The following is a 23,527-nucleotide window of genomic DNA, read 5'->3' as shown; positions in this document are numbered from 1 at the left end:
AATGATTGGAGGTGAGGCTATCCTAAGACGGGGCGGGTCGCCGGAAGGTCCGGGGGGTGGTTCCGAGGCGGTTCCGCGCCGCGTTCCTCCGGGTGCCGTAGGCCCGTTGCCATGTTCCTCCCGGGTCGCTCCCGCGTTTCTCCCGGCCCGCCGGCTCGGGGAATGTGACCCCGCCGACAACGTGCCGACAAGTTGTCGGTAACTTATTGACGGCACCGTACGGCGCCGCACAGACTGCGGGGGCCGGCGGAAACGGGCGAAGAACCGATTCCCCGCAGGTGCTTTGTCATGGGCTTCGCCATGGCCGAAGCGTCGACTCCGCACGGGCAATGGCGCCCGATCCTCCACAGTTCGCACCGTCCGCACCCATGCGTGCGTGTCCGGTAGATCTTGTCGCACCTAGGGGAAACCTCATGACCACGACCGAGACCGCCGAAACCGCCGGTGCCACCCCGACCTTCGCCGAGACGCTGCGCAAGCGCTCGTGGGCCTTCCACCAGGAGGCCGAGGGCTCGGGCTTCCTGGAGGCGCTGATGAAGGGCGAACTGACCCGCGACGCCTACACCGCGATGGTGGCCCAGCACTACTGGGCCTACGTGGTGCTCGACGACGCCGCGGACACCATGCGCGAGCACCCGATCGGCGCCCCGTTCGCGGACGCGCGCCTCGACCGCCGGGCGATCCTGGAGGCCGACATGCTCTTCCTGGCCGGCGAGGGCTGGCAGGAGCGGTGGCCCGCCAACGAGGCCACCCGGCGCTACACCGCCCGGATGCGGGAGAAGTGCTACGACTGGGCCGGCGGCTTCGTCGCCCACCACTACACCCGCTACCTCGGCGACATGTCGGGCGGCCAGTTCATCGCCAAGCAGATGCGCAAGCACTACGACCTGCCCGGCACCCGGGGCAGCGACTTCTACGTCTTCGACGGGCTGGGCGACCTGACCGTGTGGAAGGACGCGTACCGCGCGGCGATGAACGACGCCCCGTGGGACGAGGCCGAGCAGGAGCTGGTGATCCAGGAGGTGCTGTTCGCGTACGACATCAACAGCGCCGTCCTGCGTGAGCTGGGCCGGGACCTGGACCGCTATCGCAAGGCCGCCTGACCCGAACGCGGCCCTCGGGACACCGGTCGGCATACCGCCTCCGGCGCCGTCCCGAACCCGCCGCTTCGGACACACCGCACGACCCGGGGGCCCACCGTCCGATGCGCCGTCCGACAATGGATGGCGCATCGGATCGGCAGGGGGAGCAATGACGAACTACCTGGCACGGCGCGTCCTGGGCGTCGTGGTGGTGATGTTCGCCGTCCTGACCGGCCTGTTCCTGCTGCTGCACGCCTCCCCGGTCAGCCCGGTCAACCAGCTCGCGCCGCAGGTCGCGGCCGATCCGGTGGCGCGGGCCGCGGTCGAACACCGGATGGGCCTGGACCGGCCGCTGGTGACCCAATACCTCGACTACGTCGGCGACGCGCTGCGCGGCGACCTCGGCACCTCGCTCTACGACGGCACCTCGGTCGCCGACCAGATCGGCCGGGCGCTGCCCGTCTCGCTCGAACTGGGGCTGATCGCCTCCGTGTTCGCGGTGATCCCGGCCGTCGTCCTGGGCGCGTGGTCGGTGCTGCGCCGCGGCGGGGCGGTCGACCACGGCACCCGCGTGCTGACCGTGCTCGCGATGTCCCTGCCCGGCTACTGGCTGGCCGTGGTCGCCCTCGTGGTGGTCGGCGACAGCCATCCCGATCTGCTGCCCAACGCCGGCGGCTTCGTCACCTTCGGCGAGGATCCCGCGGCCAACCTCCGGGTGCTCGTGCTGCCCGCGATCGTGCTCGGCCTGGCCACCTTCGCGATGCTCACCCGCTCGCTGCGCGGCGGCCTCGCCGACGCGATGGCCTCCGACCACGCGATGTTCGCCCGCGCGATGGGCGGCTCGCGGCTGCTCACGCTGCGCCGGGTGGCGCTGCGCGGGGCGCTGGTGCCGACGCTGACCGTGGCCGGCGTACTGATCGGCGGCCTGCTGTCGGGCACCGTGCTCATCGAGAACGTGTTCCAGATCCCCGGGATCGGCCAGCTGATGGTCACCGCCTTCCAGCGACAGGACTATCCGCTCGCGCTCGGCGCGTGTGTCGCGACCTCGGCGATCTTCCTGCTGCTCAACCTGGGAGTCGACCTGCTCTACCCGCTCGTCGATCCGCGCACCGCCGCGGGCGTGACCGGCGACCTCGCGGGGCGGACCGCGTGAGGGCCCGGACGCGGCCGCCGCACCTCGGCGTGGCCGGGTGGATCGGCGTGGTCTGCGTACTGCTCTATCTCCTGGTCGCCACCGTCGGCCGGCTGCACGGCGATCCCGCCGCGCTGGTCGCCCTCGGGCCCGAGGCGCCCTCGGTCGGGCATCCGTTCGGCACCGACCACCTGGGCCGCGACCTGCTGGCCCGGACCGCCGAGGGCGCCTGGACCTCGCTGCTGATCTGCCTGTCCTCGATCGGCTTCGCGATCGTGGTCGGGGTGCCGTTGGGCGTGCTGGCCGGGCGTCGGCACGGCGGCCGGCTCGACGGACTGCTGATGCGCGCGGTGGAAACCCTCCAGGCGCTGCCGCAGTTCGTCTTCGTCATGTTCCTGATCGGTTTGATGGGCACGGCCGACATGCACTTCGGGCCGGTCACCGTGGGCAACGGGGCCCGGGTCGCGTTCGCCATCGGCCTGGGCTTCGTGCCCTACTTCGCCCGGGTCGCGCGCGCCGCGACCGTGGTGGAGATGCAGGAGGACTACGTGGCCAACCTGCGCGGCCTGGGGGTGCCGGAGCGGGAGATCCTGTTCCGCGAGGTGCTGGTCAACGTCTGGCCGCCGGTGCTCGGCCAGGCCTGTCTGGCGATGGCCATCGCGGTCTTCGCCGAGGGGGGCCTGAGCTTCCTGGGCCTGGGCGTGGCCCCGCCGCATGCCACCCTGGGCAATCTGATCGCCGACGCGGGCGGGCAGATCATCGGCGGCGACTGGTGGTACGCCACGCTGCCCGGCACGGTCCTGGTGCTCGGCATCCTGGGCTTCAACCTGCTCGGCGACACGCTCGGCGGCCGACCGGGCCGCCGCGCGCGTTCGGCCCCGAGCGTCCGGCGCGTCCCGGGCCGACGACACATCTCCACCCCGACCCCCAAGGAGACCCAGTGACCCCGGCGCACACAGTCGGCCTGAACCGTCGAGGCTTTCTCGGCCTCGCGGCGCTCGCGGCGGCCGGCGGCACCGGCGTGCTCACCGCGTGTTCCGGCTCCTCGGGCACCAAGCGGGTGGCCGACCGGCACAGGGACGGCATCCTGCGGATCGGCGTCGCCTCCGCGCCCAGCAGCCTCAATCCGCTCGACTCCGGGTCGGAGATCACCCGCTGGATCGCCGAGCCGATCATGGAGAGCCTGTACCGCTACGACGGCACCCTCGCCTCGGTGCCACTGCTCGCCGACGGCGAACCGCAGATCAGCGAGGACGGGCTGGCCTGGACCATCCGGCTGCGTCAGGGGGTGCTCTGGCACAACGGCACGCCGTTCACCGCCGACGACGTGGTGGCCACCCTCGCGCACATGCTCGACCTGTCGGCCGGCAGCGAGTGGATCACCTACATGCTCGGCTACCTCTCCCGGTTCGAGAAGGTCGACGAGCACACCGTGCGGATCGTGCTGAGCAAGCCGTACGGCCTGCTGCGCTCGCATCTGACCAACCTGCCGATCACCCACCGCGACTTCGTGGCCCGCAAGGACACGATGATGGGCACCGGCCCGTACCGGCTCGACACCTTCGTGGCCGGCCAGAGCTTCACCCTGTCCCGTTTCGACCGCTACCACGGTGGCCAGTACCCGGCCGGCTCCGCGCCCGCGTTCGCCGGCATGCAGTACACCGTGTTCACCGACGCCAACACGCGCGTGCTGAGCCTGCGTCAGGGCAAGGTGGATCTGATCACCGCGCCGTCCTTCGCCACCTTCGACACCATCCGCAAGGACCGCTCGCTCGCGCTGGTGCTCACCGAGGCGCCGTTGGACGTGCTCAGCTACGTGATGATGCGCAAGGAGCCGTTCAGCGACCCGGACTTCCGCAAGGCGGTCGCGCTGTCGATGGACCGCCAGGGCGTGTTGCAGCGGGTGTACGGCGGCGAGGGCACCATCGGACAGGGTCCGATCGGGCCCGCCGAACTCGGCTGGGACGCCGCGTTCGCCCCGTTCGCGCCCGCGCCCGACCTCGCCCGCGCCCGCGAACTGCTGGCCCGGGCCAGGACCGGCAAGCGCTCGTTCACCGTGACCATCGGTACCAACCAGGGCATCCGCGACGTCGCCCAGGTGCTGGTCGCCGGCTGGAAGCAGGTCGGACTCGACGTGACCATCGAGCAGTTGGCCGGCGGTCCCTGGTCGAACAAGTGGCTCTCGCGCGACTACGACATGCTGATGAACACCTTCTCCTCCGGGTTCACCTCCGGCCCGGCGAACTACCTCACGCTCGCCCCCGCCGGGTCCACCAACGTGCTCTCCTGCGGCTACGCCAACCCCGAGGTGGACCGGCTGATCGACACCGTCTGGCAGACCTCGAACGACGCCGAGCGGGTGGCCGCGCTGTCCCGGGTGGACCGACTGCTCGCGGAGGACGCGGTGATCACCCCGCCGGTCTACCCCAAGCTCGCGCTCGCCCAGCGCGCCGAGTTGTCCCCGCTCGACCCCACGATGTTGCGGATCAGCCGGCTCGACCCGCACCACCTGCGGTTCGTGTGATGGCGGAGACGACCGCGGGCGCGGCGCTGCTGCGCGTGCGCGACCTCGACGTCACCTATCCCGGCCCGGTGCCCGCGGTGCGCGGGGTCTCCTTCGACGTCGCGCCGGGCGAGATCCTGGGCCTGGTCGGCGAGTCGGGCAGCGGCAAGAGCAGCGTGTGCACCGCGCTGACGGGCCTGCTGCCGGCCGGCGCGCACCGCCGGGCCCGGGCCATCGAGTTCGAGGGCGCCGACCTGGCCGCGCTGCGCGAACGCGACCTGCGCCGGGTGCGCGGCCGGCGGCTGGCGTTCGTACCGCAACAACCGATGACCTCGCTGGCGCCGACCACCCCGGTCGTACGCCAACTGCGCTGGTACCTGGGCGATCGGCTGGACGACGTCGAGGTCCGCGAGACGCTGACCGGCATCGGCCTGGGCTCCGTCCTGGACCGCCCGCGCGACCTGCCCGGCGGTTTCTCCGGCGGGCAGCTCCAGCGGGTCGTGATCGCCATCGCGGCGCTCGCGCACGAACCCGCGCTGTTGCTCGCCGACGAGCCCACCACCACGCTGGACCCGACCGTGCAGGCCCAGGTGCTGCGCCTGCTGCTGACCCTGCGGGACAAGCTCGGACTGGCCCTGGTCTACGTCTCGCACGACCTCGCGGTGGTGTCCACGATCTGCGACCGGGTCGGGGTGATGTACGGCGGTCGACTCGTGGAGACCGCCCCCGTGCGGGAGTTGTTCGCCGCGCCGCGACACCCGTACACCCGGGCGCTGCTCGCCGCGATGCCCGCGACCACGCCGGCGGATCGGCCGCTGCGCGCGATCGAGGGCACCGCCGAGGGGGCGAACCTGCTGCCGGGTTGCCCGTTCGCGCCGCGCTGCCCGCAGGTGCTGCCGGTCTGCCGGGAGCGTATGCCCGAGCCCACCGCACACGGGGCGGGCACGGTGCGCTGCCACCTCGCGAGTGAGCGGGTCGGGGCATGACCGCGCTGCTCGACGTACAGGGGTTGACCCGTCGGTTCACCCTGCCGCGATCCTTCGGCCGGCGGACCGCGCCGCGGGTGGTGCACGCCGTCGAGGACGTCTCGTTCGAGGTCGCCGCCGGCGAGGTGTTGGCCGTGGTCGGCGAGTCCGGATGCGGCAAGACCACCGTCGCCCGGATGCTCGCGGGCCTGGACACCGCGACCTCGGGCACCGTCGCACTGGCCGGCCGCGAGCTGACCGGCGGGCGAACCCCCGCCGATCAGCGGCTGATCCAGCTCGTCACACAGAACCCCCGGGCCGCGTTCAATCGCCGCCGCACCCTGCGGCACGCCCTCGACCAGCCGCTGCGGGTGCACGGCCTGGGCGCCGGCCGCGCCGAACGCGACGCGCTGGTGGCCGAGATGGTGGAGCGGGTCGGCCTGTCGACGGAGCACCTGGACCGCCTGCCCGGTGAGCTGAGCGGCGGCGAACTGGCCCGCCTGGTGCTGGCCCGCGCGCTGCTCGTGCGCCCGCGCGTGCTGGTGCTCGACGAGCCCACCGCGAGTTTGGACGCGAGTGTCAAGGCGACCGTGGTCGACCTGCTGCTGCGGCTGCGCGCCGAGTCGGACCTGGCGATCGTGGTGATCACCCACGAGATCGACATCGCCCGCCGGCTCGCCGACCGGGCAGCGGTGATGTACCTGGGTCGCATCGTCGAGCTGGGGCCGGCCGCCTCGGTCCTGGCCCGGCCGCGCCACCCGTATCCGCGCCTGCTGCTCGCGAGCGTGCCCGTGCCCGACCCCGAGCGGACCGGCCCGGCGAGCGCGGCCGACTTCGGCGCGGGCGCGATCGGCGAGGTGCCCTCGGCGCTCGACCCGCCCTCGGGCTGCGCGTTCCACCCGCGCTGCGCCCTGGCGACCGAGGTGTGCGCCGAGCGGCGGCCGGTACGGGAGATCCTGGACGACGTCGAGGTCGCCTGCCACCACCCGGCCTGAGACCGGAGCCGGCCCGGGTCCGCTCCGGCGAGGATCGGCGGGGCCGCAGCCCGAAGCAGTCGGCCGGATGGAGGCGGTTCGGCGGGGGGCCGCGCATTCGGGTATCGATTCGGTGTACGGCGGCGTGTCGGCGCGCACCGCTATCCTCCGGGTATTCCGCAAATCCGGAAAGTTGATCAACATTTCGCCGAGCACTCGCTTTATCGACCCCACTTGGTCCATTGCGCACGGATAATCGCCGTACTCCTCATGCGGAAGGCGGAACTCCGCACTACTCCGCAAGGAGGGGATCGTGCGACGAAACCTCCCCGGGTGCCCAGAAACCACCGGGGCATGCCGGACGTCCTGAGTGGTACGGGGATCGTCGAAGGTGCCCCGGACGTTCGTGGTGATAACAAAAGTGTTTCGTGAAGGAAAAGTCCGGGTGAGCTATGACACGCGTGTTCTCGGTGCTTGATCGATCCGACTTCGATCGGGCAAGCTGAACCGTCAGACCGACCGGGACGGCACGAATTCCTGGCCAACTGTAATGTTGGGGATGTTTTCGGGGGCCCAGGGAGAGATATGGGGAGTGATTCCCGCGGTCTCGAGCGCGCGCCCGGCGCGAGTGACGACGACACGGCGGGCATCGACGCCGCGATCATCGACCCGGACGTGGTCATGCGTCAGGCCGGCCACGAGAACTTCCCCGTGGCGATGGGGATCCTGCGCCCCGATCACCGGCGACACCTGCTGGCCGTCTACGGCTTCGCCCGCCTGGTCGACGACATCGGCGACGAGGCTCAGGGGGATCGGGTCGCCCAACTCGACGCGTTCGAGACCGACCTGCGCCGGGTCTTCACCGGCGAGCCGCGCCTGGAGGTCTTGCGCCGGCTGCAACCGAGCGTGCGCGAACTCGATCTGCCGATCGAGCCGTTCCTGGGTCTGATCGAGGCCAACCGGCAGGACCAGGTGGTCCGCCGCTACGCGACCTACGACGACCTGGTCGCGTACTGTGCGCTGTCCGCGGATCCGGTCGGCCGGATCGTGCTGCACGTGTTCGGCCGCGCCACCGAGGAACGCATCGCCCGCTCCGACGAGATCTGCACCGCGCTCCAGATCGTCGAGCACCTGCAGGACGTGGCGGAGGACCTCGACCGCGACCGGATCTACCTCCCGCGGGAGGACATGGACCGGTTCGGCGTCACCGAGGCCGACCTCGCCGCACCCGCCGCCACACCCTCGGTGCGGCGGCTGATCGCTTACGAGGCACACCGCGCGACGCGGCTGCTGCGCACCGGCGCACCGCTCGCGGGGACACTGCGAGGGCGCGAGCGCCTCGCGATCGCCGGGTTCGTGGCCGGTGGACGAGCGGCCCTGGCCGCGATCGGCGACGTCGGTTTCGACGTCCTGGCCCACCGGGCGAAACCCGGGAAGGCCGCCCTGCTGCGCGAGCTGTCCGGCGTACTGGTACGAAAGAGGTAAAAGGGGAACCATGGACGTCGACGCTTCGTATGCGTATTGCGAGCGCCTGACCCGCAATCAGGCGCGCAACTTCTACTACGGCATCAGGCTGCTGCCCGAGCCCAAGCGCCTCGCGCTCAGCGCCGTCTACGCCTTCGCGCGAGAGATCGACGACATCGGCGACGGCGACCTGCCCGCCGACCGCAAGGTCGCCGAGCTGGCCCGGATGCGCAAGCAGCTCAAGGACCTGAGCGCGGACCGCGACCCGGTCGCGGTCGCGCTCGCCGACGCCGCGACCCGGTTCCCGATCCCGCTGTCCGCGCTCGACGAACTGATCGACGGCGTCGAGATGGACGTGCGCGAGACCGAGTACGAGACCTTCGACGAGTTGCGGGTCTACTGCCGCTGCGTCGCGGGCACGGTGGGCCGGCTCTCGCTGGGCATCTTCGGCTCCCGCGACCCGCTGCACGCGCCCGACCTGGCCGACACCCTGGGCATCGCGCTCCAGATCACCAACATCCTCCGCGACATCAAGGAGGACAAGGACAACGGCCGGGTCTACCTGCCCCGCGAGGACCTGGCCAAGTTCGGCCTGGAGGACGCGTGGCAGCGGGACGGCCGGTTCACCCCGAGCGCCGCGTTCGACGACATGGTCCGGTTCGAGGCCGAGCGCGCCGAACAGCTCTTCGAGCGGGGCCTGACCCTGCTCCCGCTGCTCGACCGGCGCAGCGCCGCCAGCACCGGGGCGATGGCGGGCATCTACCGCCGGCTGCTCACCAGGATCCGCGAGGAGCCGGGCCAGGTGCTGATAGGTCGGCTCTCCCTCCCGGGGTGGGAGAAGGCCGAGATCGCCGCGCGCGCGCTCGCCGGACTGCCGGTCGGCGCCCGCTCGCTGCTCGCGCGCGGGCGGTGAAACACCGAGCGACGACCGGCCCGGAGCCGGTGGGACAAACCGGTCGCAGGGGCCGGTACAGGGATTGATCACGTGGGTACGGAGCAAGGCATGAGCGCACGCATGGTGGTGATCGGGGGCGGCCTGGCGGGCATCACCGCCGCGCTCACCGCCGCCGACGCCGGCGTCGAGGTCACCCTCCTCGAGGGCCGACCCAGACTGGGCGGGGCGACGTTCTCGCTGCGCCGCGACGACATGTGGCTCGACAACGGGCAACACGTCTTCCTGCGCTGCTGTACCGAATACATCGCGTTCCTGGAGCGCATCGGCAGCGCCGACAAGGTGCACCTCCAGCGCCGGATGGACGTCCCGGTCCGCACCCCCTGGGGCACCCGGACCCGGCTCGCCCGCTCCGGCCTGCCCGCCCCGCTGCACCTGTCCTCGGCGCTGGCCCGCTATCCCCTGCTGACCATGGCCGGCCGGGCCCGGGTCGGCCTGGCCGCACTCGCCCTGCGCCGGCTCGACCCGGCCGACCCCGCCCTGGACGAGGCCACCTTCGCCGCGTGGCTGGACCGGTTCGGTGTCACCGCCCGCGAGCGCGAGGCGATGTGGGACCTGATCGGCATCGCCACGCTCAACCTGCCCGCGACCGAGGCCTCGCTCGCCATGGCGGTCAAGGTCTTCCGCACCGGCGTGCTCGACCACAACGACGGCGCGGACATCGGGTGGAGCCTGGTCCCGCTCCAGGAACTGCACGGCGACGCCTCGGCCCGCGCGCTGGCCAAGGCGGGGGTCCGGGTGCGGCTGCGGGCCCGGGTCGACGCGCTCGACGCCGGCGCCGGCGGCTTCGCCGTCCACGCGGGCGGCGAGCGGATCGAGGCCGAGGCGGTGGTGCTGGCCGTACCGCACTACGACGCGGCCCGACTGCTGCCCGCGGGCGCCCTGCTGCTCGACGACGTGCTCGCCGACCCGAACCTGCTCACCGGCCTCGGCACCTCGCCGATCGTGAACCTGCACGTGGTCTACGACCGCCCGGTCCTGGACGTCCCGCTCACCGCGGGCGTCGGGAGCCCGGTCCAGTGGATGTTCGACCGCAGCGCCGGACACGGACTGGCGCCGGGCCGCTACGTGGCGGTGTCGTTGTCCGCGGCGACTCGGGAAATCGACCTGACGAGCGCGCAGCTGCGGGATAGGTTCATCCCGGAGCTGGCCCGCGTGCTGCCCGCTGCCCGGCAGGCCCGGGTGGAGCGGTTCGTGGTCACCAAGGAACGGTCCGCGACCTTCCGTCCCGCTCCCGGTTCGGGCCGGCTTCGTCCCGGCCCCCGGACCGCGATCCCCGGTCTCGCCCTGGCCGGGGCGTGGACCGCCACCGGATGGCCCGCGACGATGGAGGGCGCCGTTCGCAGCGGCCTTTCCGCCGCCCGCGAAGCCCTCCCGCATCTCGGCCGCACCCGTGCCATTCCGGAGAGGACGACGCCGCTATGACGCTCGCCGACGCATCGATCGCCCCCGCCGTGCTCGATCGCGCGCGCGAGGCGAGCCGCCCCGCGCTGCGGGTCGCGACCGCCCGACTCGAACCGCCCCTGGCCCGCGTGGCCGCGTACCACATGGGGTGGGCCGACGAGGCCGGCCGCGAACTGCCGGGCAACGGCGGCAAGGCGCTGCGCCCGGCCCTCGCGCTGCTGTCCGCCGAGGCGGTCGGCGCGCCGACCGCCGTGGGCGTCCCGGGCGCGGTCGCGGTCGAACTCGTGCACAACTTCTCGCTGATCCACGACGACCTCATGGACGGCGACGAGGAACGTCGGCATCGGCCCACCGCGTGGAAGGTCTTCGGTCCTGGACTTGCCGTCCTGGCCGGCGACGGACTGCTCGTGTTGGCCGAACAGGTCCTGATGGACGCCGACGAGGCGGACGGCGATCGCGCCGCCCGTCTGCTCACCGAAGCGACCGCCAGGTTGATCGACGGACAGTCCCAGGACCTGTCCTTCGAGGCCCGACTCGACGTCACCGTCGAGGAGTGCCTGACCATGGCGGGCAACAAGACCGGGGCCCTGCTGGCCTGCGCGTCGGCGATCGGGGCGGCCCTCGCGGGCGCCGACGAGCGCACCGTGCAGGCGCTGTACGGCTTCGGGCACCACCTCGGCGTCGCCTTCCAGGCGGTGGACGACCTGCTGGGCATCTGGGGGCGACCCGAGGTGACCGGCAAACCCGCCTGGAACGACCTGCGCCGGCGCAAGAAGTCCGTGCCGGTCGTCGCCGCGCTCGCGAGCGACACGACCGCCGGCCGTGAGCTGGCGCGCATCTACACGGACGAAGGACCGCGCAACGAGGAGGGACTGGCCCTGGCCGCGCGCCTGGTCGAGGAGGCGGGCGGACGTGCCCGCACCGAGACCGAGGCGGCTCGGCGCCTGGAGCAGGCGATGGCCTGCCTGGACTCCCTGGACGTCCCGCAAGGTACCTACACGGACCTGACCTCTCTCGCGGCCTTCACCACCACTCGGGAGTTGTGAAGAGATGACAGTGACCGCCCAGCCGGGAATCGGCGATGTCAGTGATGACAGGGTCAGGGACGCGCTCGACAAGGCCGTCGCTCATCTGATGGAGCTTCAGGACGATGCGGGCTGGTGGAAGGGGGAACTCGAGACCAACGTCACGATGGACGCCGAGGATCTGCTCTTCCGCGAGTTCCTGGGCATCCGCACCGAGGAACAGACCGCGGCGAGCGCCCGGTGGATCCGGGCCAACCAGCGCGCCGACGGCACCTGGTCGACCTTCTTCGGCGGGCCCGCCGACCTGTCGGTGACGGTCGAGGCCTACGTGGCGCTGAAGTTGGCGGGCGACGACCCCGACGCCAAGCACATGGCGGCGGCGGCGGAGTTCATCCGCGACGGCGGCGGCCTGGCCGAGACGCGGGTGTTCACCCGCTTCTGGCTGGCCTTCTTCGGCTGGTGGTCGTGGGACGAACTGCCGGTGCTGCCGCCGGAGATCGTCTACCTGCCCAAGTGGTTCCCGCTCAACGTCTACGACTTCGCCTGCTGGGCCCGGCAGACCATCGTGCCGCTGACCATCGTCAGCTCGATGCGCCCGGTCCGGCCCGCGCCGTTCGGCCTGGGCGAACTGCGCCCGACCAGGCCGGTGGTGGGCAAGACGGCCGCCACCGACCCGTGGTCGCGGGTCTTCCGCGCGCTGGACGCCGGGCTGCACCAGTACCGGAAGCGGCCGATCAAGCCGATCCGGCAGGCCGCGATGCGCAAGGCCGAGCAGTGGATCATCCGCCGCCAGGAGGCCGACGGCGGCTGGGGCGGCATCCAACCGCCGTGGGTCTACTCGCTGATCGCGCTGCGGCTGATGGGGTATCCGCTCAACCACCCGGTGATGGCCCAGGGCATCAAGGGCCTGGACGGCTTCACCATCGTGGACACCGACGAGGACGGCGAGGTGCGCCGCCGGTTCGAGGCGTGCCAGTCGCCGGTGTGGGACACGGGCCTGACCCTGGTCGCCCTGCGGGACGCGGGGGTCCCGGCGGGCGACCCGAGGGTGGTCAAGGCGGCCGGGTGGCTGATGGACGAGGAGATCCGCGAGGTCGGCGACTGGGCGGTGCGCCGACCGCATCTGGAACCGGGCGGGTGGGCCTTCGAGTTCGCCAATGACTACTACCCGGACACCGACGACACGGCCGAGATCGTGATGGCCCTGCGCTACACCGACCACCCCGACGGGGCGCGCAAGGACGCGGTTCTGGACCGGGCCGAGCGGTGGACCGCCGGGATGCGCAGCAAGGACGGCGGGTGGGGCGCGTTCGACGCGGACAACGTCAGCATCCTGCCGCTGAAGTTGCCGTTCAGTGATTTCGGCGCGGTCACCGATCCGCCCTCGGCCGACGTGACCGCGCACATCGTGGAGATGCTGGCCGACGGCGGCGCCCGCTACAGCTCCTACGTGGCCGACGGCGTCAAGTGGCTGATGGAGCATCAGGAGGCGGACGGCTCCTGGTTCGGCCGCTGGGGCGCGAACTACGTCTACGGCACCGGCGCGGTGGTGCCGGCGCTGGTGACCGCCGGGGTCGACCCCCGACACGCGGCGATCCGGCGCGCGGTGGCCTGGCTGGAGGCGCGGCAGAACCCGGACGGCGGCTGGGGCGAGGATCTGCGCAGCTACGACGAGGCCGAGGCCTGGTCGGGACGCGGCGAGTCGACCGCGTCGCAGACCGCGTGGGCGCTGCTCGCGCTGCATGCGGCAGGCGAGTTCGGCGAGGTCGCGCAGCGTGGGATCGACTGGCTGACCGAGCATCAGAACGAGCTGGGCGGTTGGGACGAGCCGCAGTTCACCGGCACCGGTTTCCCCGGCGACTTCTACATCAAGTACCACATGTACCGGCTCGTCTTCCCCGTGATGGCGCTCGGCCGGTATGCCAGGACGACAGGCTGAATCATGCCCTTGATGGTGGTCACTCCGCTTCGGATCGAGATGCGCGCGGTCGAGGCGGGGCTGATGGGGGCGTTCAACGTGCGCGTGGTGCGCGCGGGCATGGGAGCGGACAAGGCTCGTGCCCGCGCGCGGGCCCTGTCCGCGCTGCCGGCCGAGGAGTTCGGCACGTTGGCGGTGGCGGGATTCGGCGCGGGCGTGGGACCGGGGGTCGCGGTGGGTGACGTGGTGGTCGCCTCCGAGGTGCGCGGCTCGGACGGGACGGTGGTCGAACTGCCCACGTCCGGGGTGCTGTTGGAGTGGATGCAGCGGGTCTCGCCGAAGCTGACGCTGCATCACGGCCCGATCGAGACGGTGGACAAGCTGGTCAAGGGTCGGGCCCGGGGCACGCTCCGCGAACGGGGCGTGCTGGCCGCCGACATGGAGTCGGCGTACCTGCTCGCGGCGGCGGGGGAGCGGCCGGCCGGGGTGATCCGGGTGATCACCGACACCCCGGAGCGCGAACTGCTCCGGCCGCGCTTGGCGGTGGACGGGTTCCGGGCGTTCCGCACGTTGCGCCACGCCACCCCGGCCCTGCTTGACTGGGCCAACGACGAGCGAACCAAGTCAGGAGGTACGGCGGGCGATGACGTTCGACCTGGGTGAGACGTACGAGGCGTACGCGGACCGCGGCTTCGAGCTGCACGCGAAGCACCTCAACCCGCAACTCCCGCGCGTGCTGCGGACGATCGGCATGGACCGGAAGTATGTCCGGGCCGAGGGGCCGTACCTGTACGACGACAAGGGCGACCGCTACCTGGACTTCCTGTCCGGGTTCGGCACCTACGGGGTGGGCCGGCACCATCCTGTGGTGCGCAAGGCGATGCAGGATGTGATCGCGCTCGACCTGCCGGACATCGTGCATTTCCACACCCCGCCGCTGGCCGCCGCGTTGGCCGACCGGCTGCTCGCCCGGGCCCCCGGGATGGATCGGGTGTACTTCTGCAACAGCGGGACCGAGGCGGTCGAGGCGGCGCTGAAGTTCGCCCGGTTCGCCACCGGTCGGCGGCGGATCGTCTACATCGACCACGCCTTCCACGGGCTGACCACGGGCGCGCTCTCCGTCAACGGCGCGGCCGAGTTCCGCAAGGGCTTCGAGCCGCTGCTGCCGGACGTGGGCATCAAGCTGGGCGATCTGGACGCACTGGCCCGGGAGTTGAAGCGAGGTGACGTCGCGGCGCTGATCATCGAGCCGATCCTGGGCAAGGGCGTGCTCGCGCCGCCGCCGGGGTGGCTGGCCGCCGCGCAGAAGTTGTTGCGCGAGCACGGCGCGCTGCTGATCGCCGACGAGGTGCAGACCGGGATGGGGCGCACCGGCAAGTTCTTCGCGTACCAGTGGGAGGACGGCGTCGAGCCGGACATCGTCACGATCGCGAAGGCGTTGTCGGGCGGCTATGTGCCGATCGGCGCGACACTGACCCGCGACTGGGTGTTCAAGAAGGTCTATTCGACGATGGACCGGGTGCTCGTGCACGACTGCACGTTCGGCGGCAACAACCAGGCGATGGCGGCGGGTCTGGCCACGCTGGCGGTGCTCGACGACGAGGACCTGATCGGGAACAGCGCGCGCATGGGCGACGCGTTCACGGCGGCGCTGACCCCGCTGATCGACAAGTACGAGCTGTTCGCGGAGGTGCGCGGGCGCGGCCTGATGATCGGCCTGGAGTTCGGCAAGCCGCGCTCGCTGAAGTTGCGCGCCGGGTGGACGGCGCTCCAGGCGGCCCGGCACGGGTTGTTCGCGCAGATGGTGGTGGTACCGCTGTTCCAGCGGCACCGCGTGCTCACCCAGGTGGCGGGCGACCACATGGACGTGATCAAGCTGCTGCCGCCGTATGTGATCGGGCAGGAGGACGTGGACCACTTCGTCGCGGGCTTCGTGGACGTCATGGACGACGCGCACAAGGGCACGGGACTGATGTGGGACTTCGGCCGCACGCTGATCAAGCAGGCGATGACCAACCGCTGACGCGCGCGTTTGGCTATGGCCGTTGCCCCCTGCTGCTGTTAAGTTGATGGAGTCAATCAACTTTATGGGCAGGGGGTTCGCCATGTCCGAAGCCGGGTCCGCCGGGTCGCCCGGGTCCGCCGGTGCTCTGGGTGCGGTCGATCTGATGATCGGCTTCCCGAGTGCGCAGGCCAGGAGCCACTACGACTTCCTGAAGCCGCAACTGCGCGACGCGGAGAGCGGCGAGATGGAGTTTCCCGCCGAGTACATGTTCAAGGGTGTGCCGAACCGGCTGGACGAGGGCGCCGATCCGGTCGAGGTGACGCTCGGGCAGATGGACGCGTGCGGCGTCGAGATCGGCCTGGTGGGGCTGAGCGAGGTCGCGCTGCGCGCGATCGCCGCACATCCGAAGCGGTTCCGGCCGACGCTGGAGGTGGATCCGAACGACATCACCAAGGCGGTGCGCCGGATCCGGGCGGCGTACGAGGAGCACGGGATCGTCGCGGTGACCACGTTCCCGGCAGGCTGCAATCCGCAGGTGCCGGTGAGCGATCGGCGCTACTACCCGATCTACCAGACCTGCATCGACCTGGACCTGCCGATCGTGTCGAACGCGGGCATCGCCGGTCCGCGCGTGCCGTCCGCGTGCCAGGACGTGATGCACTTCGACCAGGTCTGCTACGACTTCCCCGAACTGCGGATCGTGATGCGGCACGGCGCGGAGCCGTGGGAGGACCTGGCGGTCAAGCTGATGCTCAAGTGGCCGGGGTTGTACTACATGACCTCGGCGTTCGCGCCGAAGTACTACCCGAAGGCGATCGTCGACTACGCGAACACGCGTGGGGCGGACAAGGTGATGTACGCGGGCTACTACCCGATGGGGTTGTCCCTGGAGCGGATCTTCCGCGAGTTGCCGGACGTGCCGTTCAAGCCCGAGGTGCGGGCGAAGTTCCTGCGGGAGAACGCGATGCGGGTATTCAAGCTGGGGGAGCGGTGATGGGCGGGTCGGGCGATTCCGGTGAGTTGGGCGATTCGGGGCGGTACACCGTCATCTCGGCGGACGGGCACGCCGGTGCGGGCATGGACGTCTACCGGGAGTTCCTGGACCCGGCCTGGCACGAGGAGTTCGACGCCTGGCGGGGGCGCTATCGCAATCCGTTCCGCGACCTCCAGGGCGACGGGCGCACGCGCAACTGGGACGACGAGCGGCGGATCGCCGAACTGGCCGCCGACGGGATCGTCGCCGAGGTGGTGTTCCCGAACACGGTGCCGCCGTTCTTCCCGACGGGGCAACTGCTCGCGCGGCCGCCGTCGTCGGCGCACTCCTACGCCCGGCGGCTGGCCGGGATCAGGGCGCACAACCGCTGGCTGGCCCAGTGGTGCGGCGGGGCGAACGCCGTACGGCGGGCCGGACTCGCCCAGGTGTTCCTGAACGACGTCGACGACGCGGTGGCGGAAGCGGTGTGGGCCAGGGAGAACGGGCTCGCGGGCATCCTGATCCCCACCACGCCGCCGGACGCGACCGGGATCCCGCCGCTGTACGCGCCGGAGTGGGATCGGCTGTGGGAGGTGTGCCAGGACCTGGAGTTGGCGGTGGTCAACCACGGCGGCTCCGGTAGTCCGGACTACGGGGACTACCCGGCGGCGACGTTCCTGTGGATCGCCGAGGCGACGCTGTTCTCCCGCCGGCCGCTGACGCACATGTTGCTGTCCGGGGCGTTCGCGCGGTTTCCCCGGCTGAAGTTCGCCATCACCGAGCAGGGCGCCGCCTGGATCCCGCCGCTGCTGCGGCAACTGGACGCCTATCACGCGCAGATGGCGTCGGGGCGGATCGGCGAGCTCAAGTACACCGAGGCGGACCGGCTGCCCGAACCACCGAGTGCCTACTTCGCCCGCAACTGCTGGGTGGGCGCGAGCTTCCCGTCCCCGACGGAGGCCGCGGCGCGGCACGAACTGGGTGTGGACCGCTACATGTGGGGTGCGGACTACCCGCACGACGAGGGCACATACCCGTACACGCGCGAGTCGCTGCGCCGCTCGTTCCACGACGCGTCACCCGAGGAACTGCGCGCGATCCTGGCCGGCAACGCGGCCACGCTGTACGGCTTCGACCTGGCCGCGCTGGACGCGCTCGCGGCGGAGGTCGGGCCCACGCACGCGGAGGTGGCGGAGCCGTTGGCGACGGTGCCCGAGGACAGCAACAGCCCGGCGTTCACCCGGTCCTGACGAGGAGTCACCCGGGAATCGTTACCGGCCCAACACGTGGCCGCCGCTGACGTTGACGAACTCGCCGGTCATGTAGCCGGCTTCGGGGGAGGCGACGAAGGCGACCGCGGCGGCGATGTCGTCGGGGCGGCCGATCCGCTTGACCAGGGTGGCCTCCGCGCGGCGGGCGTGTTCGGCGGCGTCCTGGACCATGTCGAAGGCGAATTCGGTGTCGGCGATGTAGCCCGGGACGACGATGTTGGCGGTGATGCCGTCGGGCCCGACCCGGGCGGCGAGGGTGTGGTTCCAGGCGTGCACGGCGGCCTTGGCGGCGCCGTACGCGTTGTTCCCGCGCAGTCCGGCGGTCGAGCCGATCGACACGATGCGGCCGCCGGGGCGGGCGATGCGCGGGAGCAGGGCCTCGGTGAGCAGCACGGTGGGCAGGACGACGTGGTCGTACATCCCGCGCCAGTGGTCGGCGACGGCGGCCAGGTCGGGCTCGTCGAGCGCGGGCAGCCGCTGACCGGCGTTGTTGACCAGGACGTCGACCCTTTCGGGCAGCGACTCCCGGGCCCGCTCCACCGCATGAGGGTCCGTCAGGTCGACGGCGACGGCGACGCCGCCGATCTCCTCGGCGACGGCGGCGATCGGCCCGGGACGGCGACCCAGCACGGTCACGTGGTCGCCCTGCGCGGCGAATCGGCGCGCGATGGCCCGCCCGATACCGCTGCCCGCGCCGCTGACCACCACGAATCGCCGTGTGCCCATGCCCCGCCGCCCCCTCGTAGGATTTGTCGCGATCCTACGAGGGGAAACCGCACCCGACCGGCTCGAACGCGTGTGATCACCGGCACGCGCGTTGCGCGCGGGCCGGGTTCGGTCAGGCCACGACGGCGGGCCGCAGCACCTCCTCGCACCACCGGCGGAACGTGGTCGGCGCGGCCTCGGGTGTGCTCGCCGCGTCGGCGCCGTAGTAGCCCTGGGCGTCCAGCGAGTCCACCATGTCGGCGAGCCCCCGGGCCCATGCCTCGCTCGCGCCGAAGCCGACCAGGCTCGCCCTGTACTCGGCGCTGCTCGTGCGCCGGAAGCGGATCGGCCGGCCGAGCACCTCGGACAGGACCTCCGCCATGCCCAGCGGGGTCAGGTCGTCGGGGCCGACCAGCGGGACGTCCTCCGTGCCGGTCCACGCGTCGTCGAGGAGGAGCCGGACGGCTGTGGCGGCGACGTCCCCGGTGGCGCAGGTGCGCAGGATCCGGTCCTCGGTGGTGGCCAGGAAGAACATGCCCGTGCGGCGGATCGCCTCGACCTGGTGCAGCAGGTTCTCCATCAGGAAGGGTGGACACAGCGCCCGGTAGTACACGTCCATGGCGGCGATCGTCTCGTCCATGGCGAGCGAGGCGGAGATCTGCCCGGCGTTCTCGGCGACTCCGCGTCCGAGGGTGGAGACGCCGACGACGCGTCGGATGCCGTCGCCGCCGACCACGTCGCGCAGCGGTTCGGTGAAATCGCGGAAATGGCCGTCGACGCTCGCCGCCCCGGGCGTCGGCGGCACCAGCCAGAAGACGCGGTCGGCTCCCGCGCACGCCTCCTTCAGCACGGCGGGGTGGGCGTGCGAGCCCGCGACGACCTCGACCCGTGCGCGTACGTCCGCGGGGAGGCGGGCGGGGTCGCGGGCGATCACCCGGACGGCCGGGGCGGTACCCGGGGCGTCGAGGAGGCCGGTGAGGACCTGTGCGCCGATTTGTCCGGTCGGAGTGGTGACGACGATCACGAAATCTCCAGGGGAGGTGTTCGGGGGGATGCCCACGAGCCTGGCGGCCGGCGGCCCCGAACTGAAGGATCGATCGGCTCTCGGTTGTTACCCTCTGGGCAATACCGAATCGAGAGGGGGAGTGCGGAGTACGTGGAATCCCGCCCGCTGCGCTACTTCGTCGCCGTCGCCGAGGAGTTGAACTTCGCGCGCGCCGCCGAACGGCTGGGGATCTCCCCGCCGCCGCTGTCCCGCGCGATCCGCGCACTGGAGACGGAACTGGGCGCGGTCCTGTTCGAGCGGACCACGCACAGCGTGGCGCTGACCCCCGCCGGGACGGTGCTCCTGGCGGAGGCGCGGCCCGCGCTGGACGCCCTGGAGGCCGCCGGACGTCGGGCGCGGCGCGCCGCCGACGCCTCGCCGAAGCTGGTGCTGGCAGTCAAGGCGGACGGCGACGGGGATTTGCTGGAGCCGATGCTCGCTCGCTACGGCGCGGAACCGGGAGCGCTGCCGGTCCAGGTGCGGCTGTGCGGTTGGCGCGAACAGCCGGACCTGCTGCGCCGGGGCGAGGCGGACGTGGCCTTGGTCCACGAGCCGTTCGACCGCGCCGGCCTGGACGCGGAGACGCTGATCGCCGAACCGCGCGTGGCCGCCCTCGGCGCCGCACACCCGCTCGCGGCCGAGGAGTCGCTGACCCTCACCGACCTGGGGTTGCGCCCCGAGGAGGTGGATCGGTACATCGAGGAGCACCGACACGCGGGCCGCGACCTCGCCCAACTGCTGACCCTCGTCGCGCTGGACTGCCGAACCCCGCTGCTGCCGCTCTCCGTGGCCGCGCGCTACCCCCGCCCGGGTGTCGTCTTCCGGCTGGTCGCGGACGCCCCGCCATCGGTCCTGGCGATCGCCTGGCCCGAACGGTCCCGCTCGACGGCCGTGGCGGCGCTGGTCCGAACGGCCTCGGCGGTGGCGCTGACGGGGACGCGGAGCCCGTGACGCGGGCCACGTCCGGATCCTCGTAGCCGCCATTGATGGTTGGCGGGACCCGGACTAGAGTCGCGCAACCCAACTCCCGCGCGTGTCCTCCCTGGAGCGAAAACCATCATGGCGGAACAGAAGAACGACGAATTCATCGAGCCCTCGCCCGAGGAGATCGTTCTCTTCACCAAGGAGCACGTCTCGCAGATGGAACAGTCCGACGGCGACGACGTCTGGCTGCTGGCCGGGATGGACCACGTCCTCGTACACACGGTCGGCCGCAAGAGCGGCCGGATGCACAAGGTCGCCCTGCCCTTCTGGGCGGACGAGAACGGCCACCGCGTCGTGGTCGGCTCCTTCGCCGGCGCCGCCAAGCACCCGTCCTGGTTCGTGAACCTGTCCGACCGCAGGGCCAACCCGCAGCTCCTGGTCCGCGTGCAACACGCCACGTACTGGAGCGTCCCGGAGATCCTCGAAGGCGACGAGTACACGAAGACCTGGTCCGCCCTGACCGCCGACCGCGCCTACTACGCCAACTACCAAACCCGCACCGACCGCCAAATCCCCCTGATCCGCCTCCCGGAGACCAGCGTCATCGCCTCCCGGGGCTGACCCGGCTCGAGGCAGCGCGGTGGCAGAACACCATGGAACGCAATCGTTGACGGTCGGCTCTCGATCGACGACTCTGGGCGAGAATGGTTCACCAGGTTTCTCGCAAGGAGGCTTCGTGCGCGCTCGATTCCTCGGCAAGGACCCCGAGTCCCAGATCGACAACTCCCCGACCCTCTTCGCCACCGACCGGGCCGACCGCGTCACGTACATCGCCCAGGGTTGGCGGGTCACCGATCCCCAAGCCCTCGCGGACATCGGGCCGGTGCCCGATCACGAGACTCTGATCGAGATCCCGGAAGACGTACTCAGGATGTACGCTCGCCGCTACCTGGAGCGGGAGGACGAGCGCTGACCTCCTTCATCCCGCCGGGTCCGGAGATCCGGCGGCTCTTCCACTCGTTCGAGCACACGGCCTATCGGCTGGAAGCTCGCGACCACTACGACGCCGGCTACGAGAACGAGTCGATGCGCAGGTTTCTCGCAGGCGAGCCGGATGATCTGCCGTGGATGCGAACATGGTTGGACATGCTGCGTGAAGTCACGGCGAAGGGACGGCGCTTCGCGCGGGTTCGCGTGGTGAGTCTGCCCCTGAACGACTACAGCCGCTTCGGTGTGTGGTGCGCGCAGTTCACCAACGGCGCGGGCGAGGACATCCGCTATCTGACGAGCGACCAGGCCGACGCCGTCGATTTGCCGAGGCACGACTACTGGCTGTTCGACTCGCGCAAGCTGGTTCGCATGCTCTTCGACGACAACGACGTCTTTCTCGGCGGCGAAGTCGTCGACGACGCCGACGAGATCGTCAAGCACAACTACTGGCGTGATGCTGCCTGGCACCACGCGATGCGACGGGACGACTTTGCCATCGGACAACACCTCGGGCGCGTCTGACGTCCACGCGGCACGCAACGCTTTGGGCAAACGACTCCGCGAGCTCCGCCGACAAGCCGGCATGAGTGGCCGGCAGCTCGCGGAGTCTTTGGCGTGGCCGCCTTCGAAGGTGTCGAAACTGGAGAACAGTCGGCAGACGCCGACCGACGACGACATCCGTGGGTGGACGAGGGCGACCAACAGCGAAGGTGAGACCGAAGATCTGCTCGTCTCCCTGCATACGCTCGAAGTTCAGCACGCCGAGTGGCAACGCATCCTGCGCACCGGTCTGAAACCCCGACAACAAGAGCACCTCGGGTGGGACGGGCGGACGCAGCTTTTCCGGGTCTTCGAGGCGACGGTGATCCCGGGCCTCCTGCAAACGGCGGAGTACGCGCGTGCTCGCTTTGCCGAAAGCATCGGGCGGCTGAACTTGCCCAATGACATCAATGCGGCCGTGGCAGCCCGCATCCAGCGTCAGGAAATCCTGTACCGGCCCGACAAGCGGTTTCATTTCGTGCTGACCGAGGCGGCGTTGCGGGTCCGGCTGTGCCCACCCGAAGTCATGCTCGGCCAGCTCGACCGCTTGATCTCCGTTTCCCAACTACCCAACGTGCGGTTGGGCATCGTCGGCTTCGAGACGCGGTACACCGCATCGCCGTGGCACGGCTTCTGGATGTACGACGACGAGCGTGTGTTGGTCGAGACCTTCAGCGCCGCTCTCGACCTCCGCCGGCCACAGGAGATCGGACTGTACTCCGAGGTCTTCGAGCAACTGGCAGGAGTCGCCGGCTACGGCCGGAGTGCCCGGGCGATCATCACCCGGGTCATTGCCGATCTCGCCCCTGACGAAGACGCCTGATTTCGCGACCACTCACTCTTTGGTGGAGTTGCCGGAAACCTCGAGAAACATTCTGGTCGGGCCTCCTTCGCGGTTCTACGCTTCGAGTCGTGCGGCGAATTCCGACCGGATCCGAGCCCGGACATCACAGACACCAGGTGGTCATGACGGACATCAGATTCACCGCCATCGATCCCGACCGGCCCGTCGTGCGGGACAAGGGGAACGGGATCATCACCGTTCCGCTCCTCGCCTGTGATGCGGAGGCGGAGCCTGTCGGGAAGATCAATCTGCTCCTGGACGGCGTGCGGGCCGAGTTGTTGCACGCGGGGCTGTCTCGGGCGCTCTACGGGCCCAACCCCACCCGGCGGGAGCCGTGACGCGGGCGGCGTTCGCGCGGGCCGTCGTCTATAAGCCGCTCGTGGCCGACGGGGAGGCGGCCCGGCTCGTGCGGGAGACCGTGCGCCGTGTGTGCGACGAGGTCGGCGTCGTGGGGCAACGGCGCGACGACGTCGGGCACATGGCCTTCGCCCTGGTCGGGGAGGCGGTGCGGCGGTCGGTGGCCAACCGCTACGAACTGGAAGTCGTCGGGGCCGCTCCCGATCGGGCGCCGATCGTGTGCGTCGAACTGTGCGAGGTCGACGCGATCCGGCTGCCTCGCCGCATCGAGCGCGGCTCCGGCCTCGCCGTCGTGCTCGAACTCGGCGGCCACTGGCCGCACCACGAGTGCGGCTGGTGGATCTCGCACCGGGGACCGGTCTCGTGGTTCCTCGTCGGCGACGTCGAACCCGACCGAGGCGGCGAGCCGTTCGAGATCCGCCTCCCGGGACTACGCGGCTTCGGCGACACCCAC

At 71.0% G+C, this 23,527-nt stretch carries 23 protein-coding genes; 21 read left to right on the top strand and 2 right to left on the bottom strand.

Annotated features, from left to right (window positions below; translation table 11 throughout):
* Nucleotides 1–413 precede the first annotated feature (413 nt).
* The 15 genes from B4N89_RS05855 to B4N89_RS05785 all read left to right on the top strand — a co-directional run bounded on the left by B4N89_RS05855 (nucleotide 414) and on the right by B4N89_RS05785 (nucleotide 17,647).
* Nucleotides 414–1,103, top strand: coding sequence for a heme oxygenase (biliverdin-producing) (locus B4N89_RS05855; RefSeq protein ID WP_078974798.1), 690 nt, complete (start codon nucleotides 414–416; stop codon nucleotides 1,101–1,103).
* 148 nt (nucleotides 1,104–1,251) lie between these two features.
* Nucleotides 1,252–2,235, top strand: coding sequence for an ABC transporter permease (locus tag B4N89_RS05850; protein WP_078974797.1), 984 nt, complete (start codon nucleotides 1,252–1,254; stop codon nucleotides 2,233–2,235).
* Nucleotides 2,232–3,158: an ABC transporter permease gene (locus B4N89_RS05845; protein ID WP_161500640.1), complete on the top strand. Its 927-nt coding sequence runs from the start codon at nucleotides 2,232–2,234 to the stop codon at nucleotides 3,156–3,158. Before B4N89_RS05850 ends, B4N89_RS05845 begins: the two co-directional genes overlap by 4 nt.
* Nucleotides 3,155–4,738: an ABC transporter substrate-binding protein gene (locus B4N89_RS05840; protein ID WP_078974795.1), complete on the top strand. Its 1,584-nt coding sequence runs from the start codon at nucleotides 3,155–3,157 to the stop codon at nucleotides 4,736–4,738. The genes B4N89_RS05845 and B4N89_RS05840 overlap by 4 nt, the downstream gene beginning before the upstream one ends.
* Entirely contained in the window at nucleotides 4,738–5,703 is a 966-nt protein-coding gene (locus B4N89_RS05835; RefSeq protein WP_078974794.1) for an ABC transporter ATP-binding protein, read from the top strand. Before B4N89_RS05840 ends, B4N89_RS05835 begins: the two co-directional genes overlap by 1 nt.
* Nucleotides 5,700–6,677: an oligopeptide/dipeptide ABC transporter ATP-binding protein gene (locus B4N89_RS05830; protein WP_078974793.1), complete on the top strand. Its 978-nt coding sequence runs from the start codon at nucleotides 5,700–5,702 to the stop codon at nucleotides 6,675–6,677. Before B4N89_RS05835 ends, B4N89_RS05830 begins: the two co-directional genes overlap by 4 nt.
* A 564-nt stretch (nucleotides 6,678–7,241) precedes the next feature.
* Nucleotides 7,242–8,141 (top strand): squalene synthase HpnC, encoded by a 900-nt coding sequence (gene hpnC / locus B4N89_RS05825; protein WP_414646357.1) that lies wholly within the window; start codon nucleotides 7,242–7,244, stop codon nucleotides 8,139–8,141.
* A 10-nt stretch (nucleotides 8,142–8,151) separates the two neighbouring features.
* Nucleotides 8,152–9,033, top strand: coding sequence for a presqualene diphosphate synthase HpnD (gene hpnD, locus B4N89_RS05820; protein WP_078974792.1), 882 nt, complete (start codon nucleotides 8,152–8,154; stop codon nucleotides 9,031–9,033).
* 90 nt (nucleotides 9,034–9,123) lie between these two features.
* Nucleotides 9,124–10,497 (top strand): hydroxysqualene dehydroxylase HpnE, encoded by a 1,374-nt coding sequence (gene hpnE, locus B4N89_RS05815; protein ID WP_078974791.1) that lies wholly within the window; start codon nucleotides 9,124–9,126, stop codon nucleotides 10,495–10,497.
* Nucleotides 10,494–11,522: a polyprenyl synthetase family protein gene (locus B4N89_RS05810; protein WP_078974790.1), complete on the top strand. Its 1,029-nt coding sequence runs from the start codon at nucleotides 10,494–10,496 to the stop codon at nucleotides 11,520–11,522. The genes hpnE and B4N89_RS05810 overlap by 4 nt, the downstream gene beginning before the upstream one ends.
* Nucleotides 11,523–11,526: 4 nt before the next feature.
* A complete protein-coding gene (shc, locus tag B4N89_RS05805) occupies nucleotides 11,527–13,440 on the top strand; it encodes a squalene--hopene cyclase (RefSeq protein WP_078974789.1) in 1,914 nt (637 codons plus the stop codon).
* Between the two features lie 12 nt (nucleotides 13,441–13,452).
* A complete protein-coding gene (locus tag B4N89_RS05800) occupies nucleotides 13,453–14,082 on the top strand; it encodes a hypothetical protein (RefSeq protein ID WP_078974788.1) in 630 nt (209 codons plus the stop codon).
* Nucleotides 14,063–15,442 (top strand): aspartate aminotransferase family protein, encoded by a 1,380-nt coding sequence (locus B4N89_RS05795; protein WP_078974787.1) that lies wholly within the window; start codon nucleotides 14,063–14,065, stop codon nucleotides 15,440–15,442. Before B4N89_RS05800 ends, B4N89_RS05795 begins: the two co-directional genes overlap by 20 nt.
* Before the next feature lie 82 nt (nucleotides 15,443–15,524).
* Nucleotides 15,525–16,418, top strand: coding sequence for an amidohydrolase family protein (locus B4N89_RS05790; protein ID WP_235618487.1), 894 nt, complete (start codon nucleotides 15,525–15,527; stop codon nucleotides 16,416–16,418).
* Nucleotides 16,418–17,647 carry an amidohydrolase family protein gene (locus B4N89_RS05785; protein ID WP_078974785.1) on the top strand — a complete coding sequence of 410 codons (1,230 nt, stop codon included), beginning with the start codon at nucleotides 16,418–16,420 and terminating at the stop codon, nucleotides 17,645–17,647. Before B4N89_RS05790 ends, B4N89_RS05785 begins: the two co-directional genes overlap by 1 nt.
* Nucleotides 17,648–17,668: 21 nt before the next feature.
* On the opposite strand, the gene B4N89_RS05780 is transcribed toward B4N89_RS05785, so the two are convergent.
* Nucleotides 17,669–18,394: an SDR family NAD(P)-dependent oxidoreductase gene (locus tag B4N89_RS05780; RefSeq protein WP_078974784.1), complete on the bottom strand. Its 726-nt coding sequence runs from the start codon at nucleotides 18,392–18,394 to the stop codon at nucleotides 17,669–17,671.
* Between the two features lie 112 nt (nucleotides 18,395–18,506).
* Entirely contained in the window at nucleotides 18,507–19,397 is an 891-nt protein-coding gene (locus tag B4N89_RS05775) for an NAD(P)H-binding protein (protein ID WP_078974783.1), read from the bottom strand.
* A gap of 132 nt (nucleotides 19,398–19,529) precedes the next feature.
* Here B4N89_RS05775 and B4N89_RS05770 point away from each other — a divergent pair, with 132 nt between their 5' ends.
* The 6 genes from B4N89_RS05770 (at nucleotide 19,530) to B4N89_RS05745 (ending at nucleotide 23,054) form a co-directional block, all read left to right on the top strand.
* Nucleotides 19,530–20,369, top strand: a complete 840-nt coding sequence (locus B4N89_RS05770) for a LysR family transcriptional regulator (protein WP_078974782.1) — start codon at nucleotides 19,530–19,532, stop codon at nucleotides 20,367–20,369.
* A gap of 108 nt (nucleotides 20,370–20,477) precedes the next feature.
* Nucleotides 20,478–20,963, top strand: coding sequence for a nitroreductase/quinone reductase family protein (locus tag B4N89_RS05765; RefSeq protein ID WP_078974781.1), 486 nt, complete (start codon nucleotides 20,478–20,480; stop codon nucleotides 20,961–20,963).
* A 115-nt stretch (nucleotides 20,964–21,078) separates the two neighbouring features.
* Complete coding sequence (locus B4N89_RS05760; RefSeq protein ID WP_078974780.1) at nucleotides 21,079–21,315, top strand: hypothetical protein; 237 nt, start codon at nucleotides 21,079–21,081, stop codon at nucleotides 21,313–21,315.
* The gene (locus tag B4N89_RS05755) at nucleotides 21,312–21,854 is read left to right on the top strand and encodes a DUF6879 family protein (protein ID WP_078979132.1); all 543 of its coding nucleotides are present in this window, start codon (nucleotides 21,312–21,314) and stop codon (nucleotides 21,852–21,854) included. Before B4N89_RS05760 ends, B4N89_RS05755 begins: the two co-directional genes overlap by 4 nt.
* Nucleotides 21,787–22,695 (top strand): helix-turn-helix domain-containing protein, encoded by a 909-nt coding sequence (locus B4N89_RS05750; RefSeq protein ID WP_078974779.1) that lies wholly within the window; start codon nucleotides 21,787–21,789, stop codon nucleotides 22,693–22,695. The genes B4N89_RS05755 and B4N89_RS05750 overlap by 68 nt, the downstream gene beginning before the upstream one ends.
* Before the next feature lie 143 nt (nucleotides 22,696–22,838).
* Nucleotides 22,839–23,054 (top strand): hypothetical protein, encoded by a 216-nt coding sequence (locus B4N89_RS05745; protein ID WP_143657861.1) that lies wholly within the window; start codon nucleotides 22,839–22,841, stop codon nucleotides 23,052–23,054.
* The last annotated feature ends 473 nt before the right edge of the window (nucleotides 23,055–23,527 follow it).

Source organism: Embleya scabrispora (genome assembly GCF_002024165.1).
Taxonomy (GTDB): domain Bacteria; phylum Actinomycetota; class Actinomycetes; order Streptomycetales; family Streptomycetaceae; genus Embleya; species Embleya scabrispora_A.
Note: the sequence above shows the minus strand (reverse complement) of the source record. Positions and strands in the feature narration are given on the sequence as shown.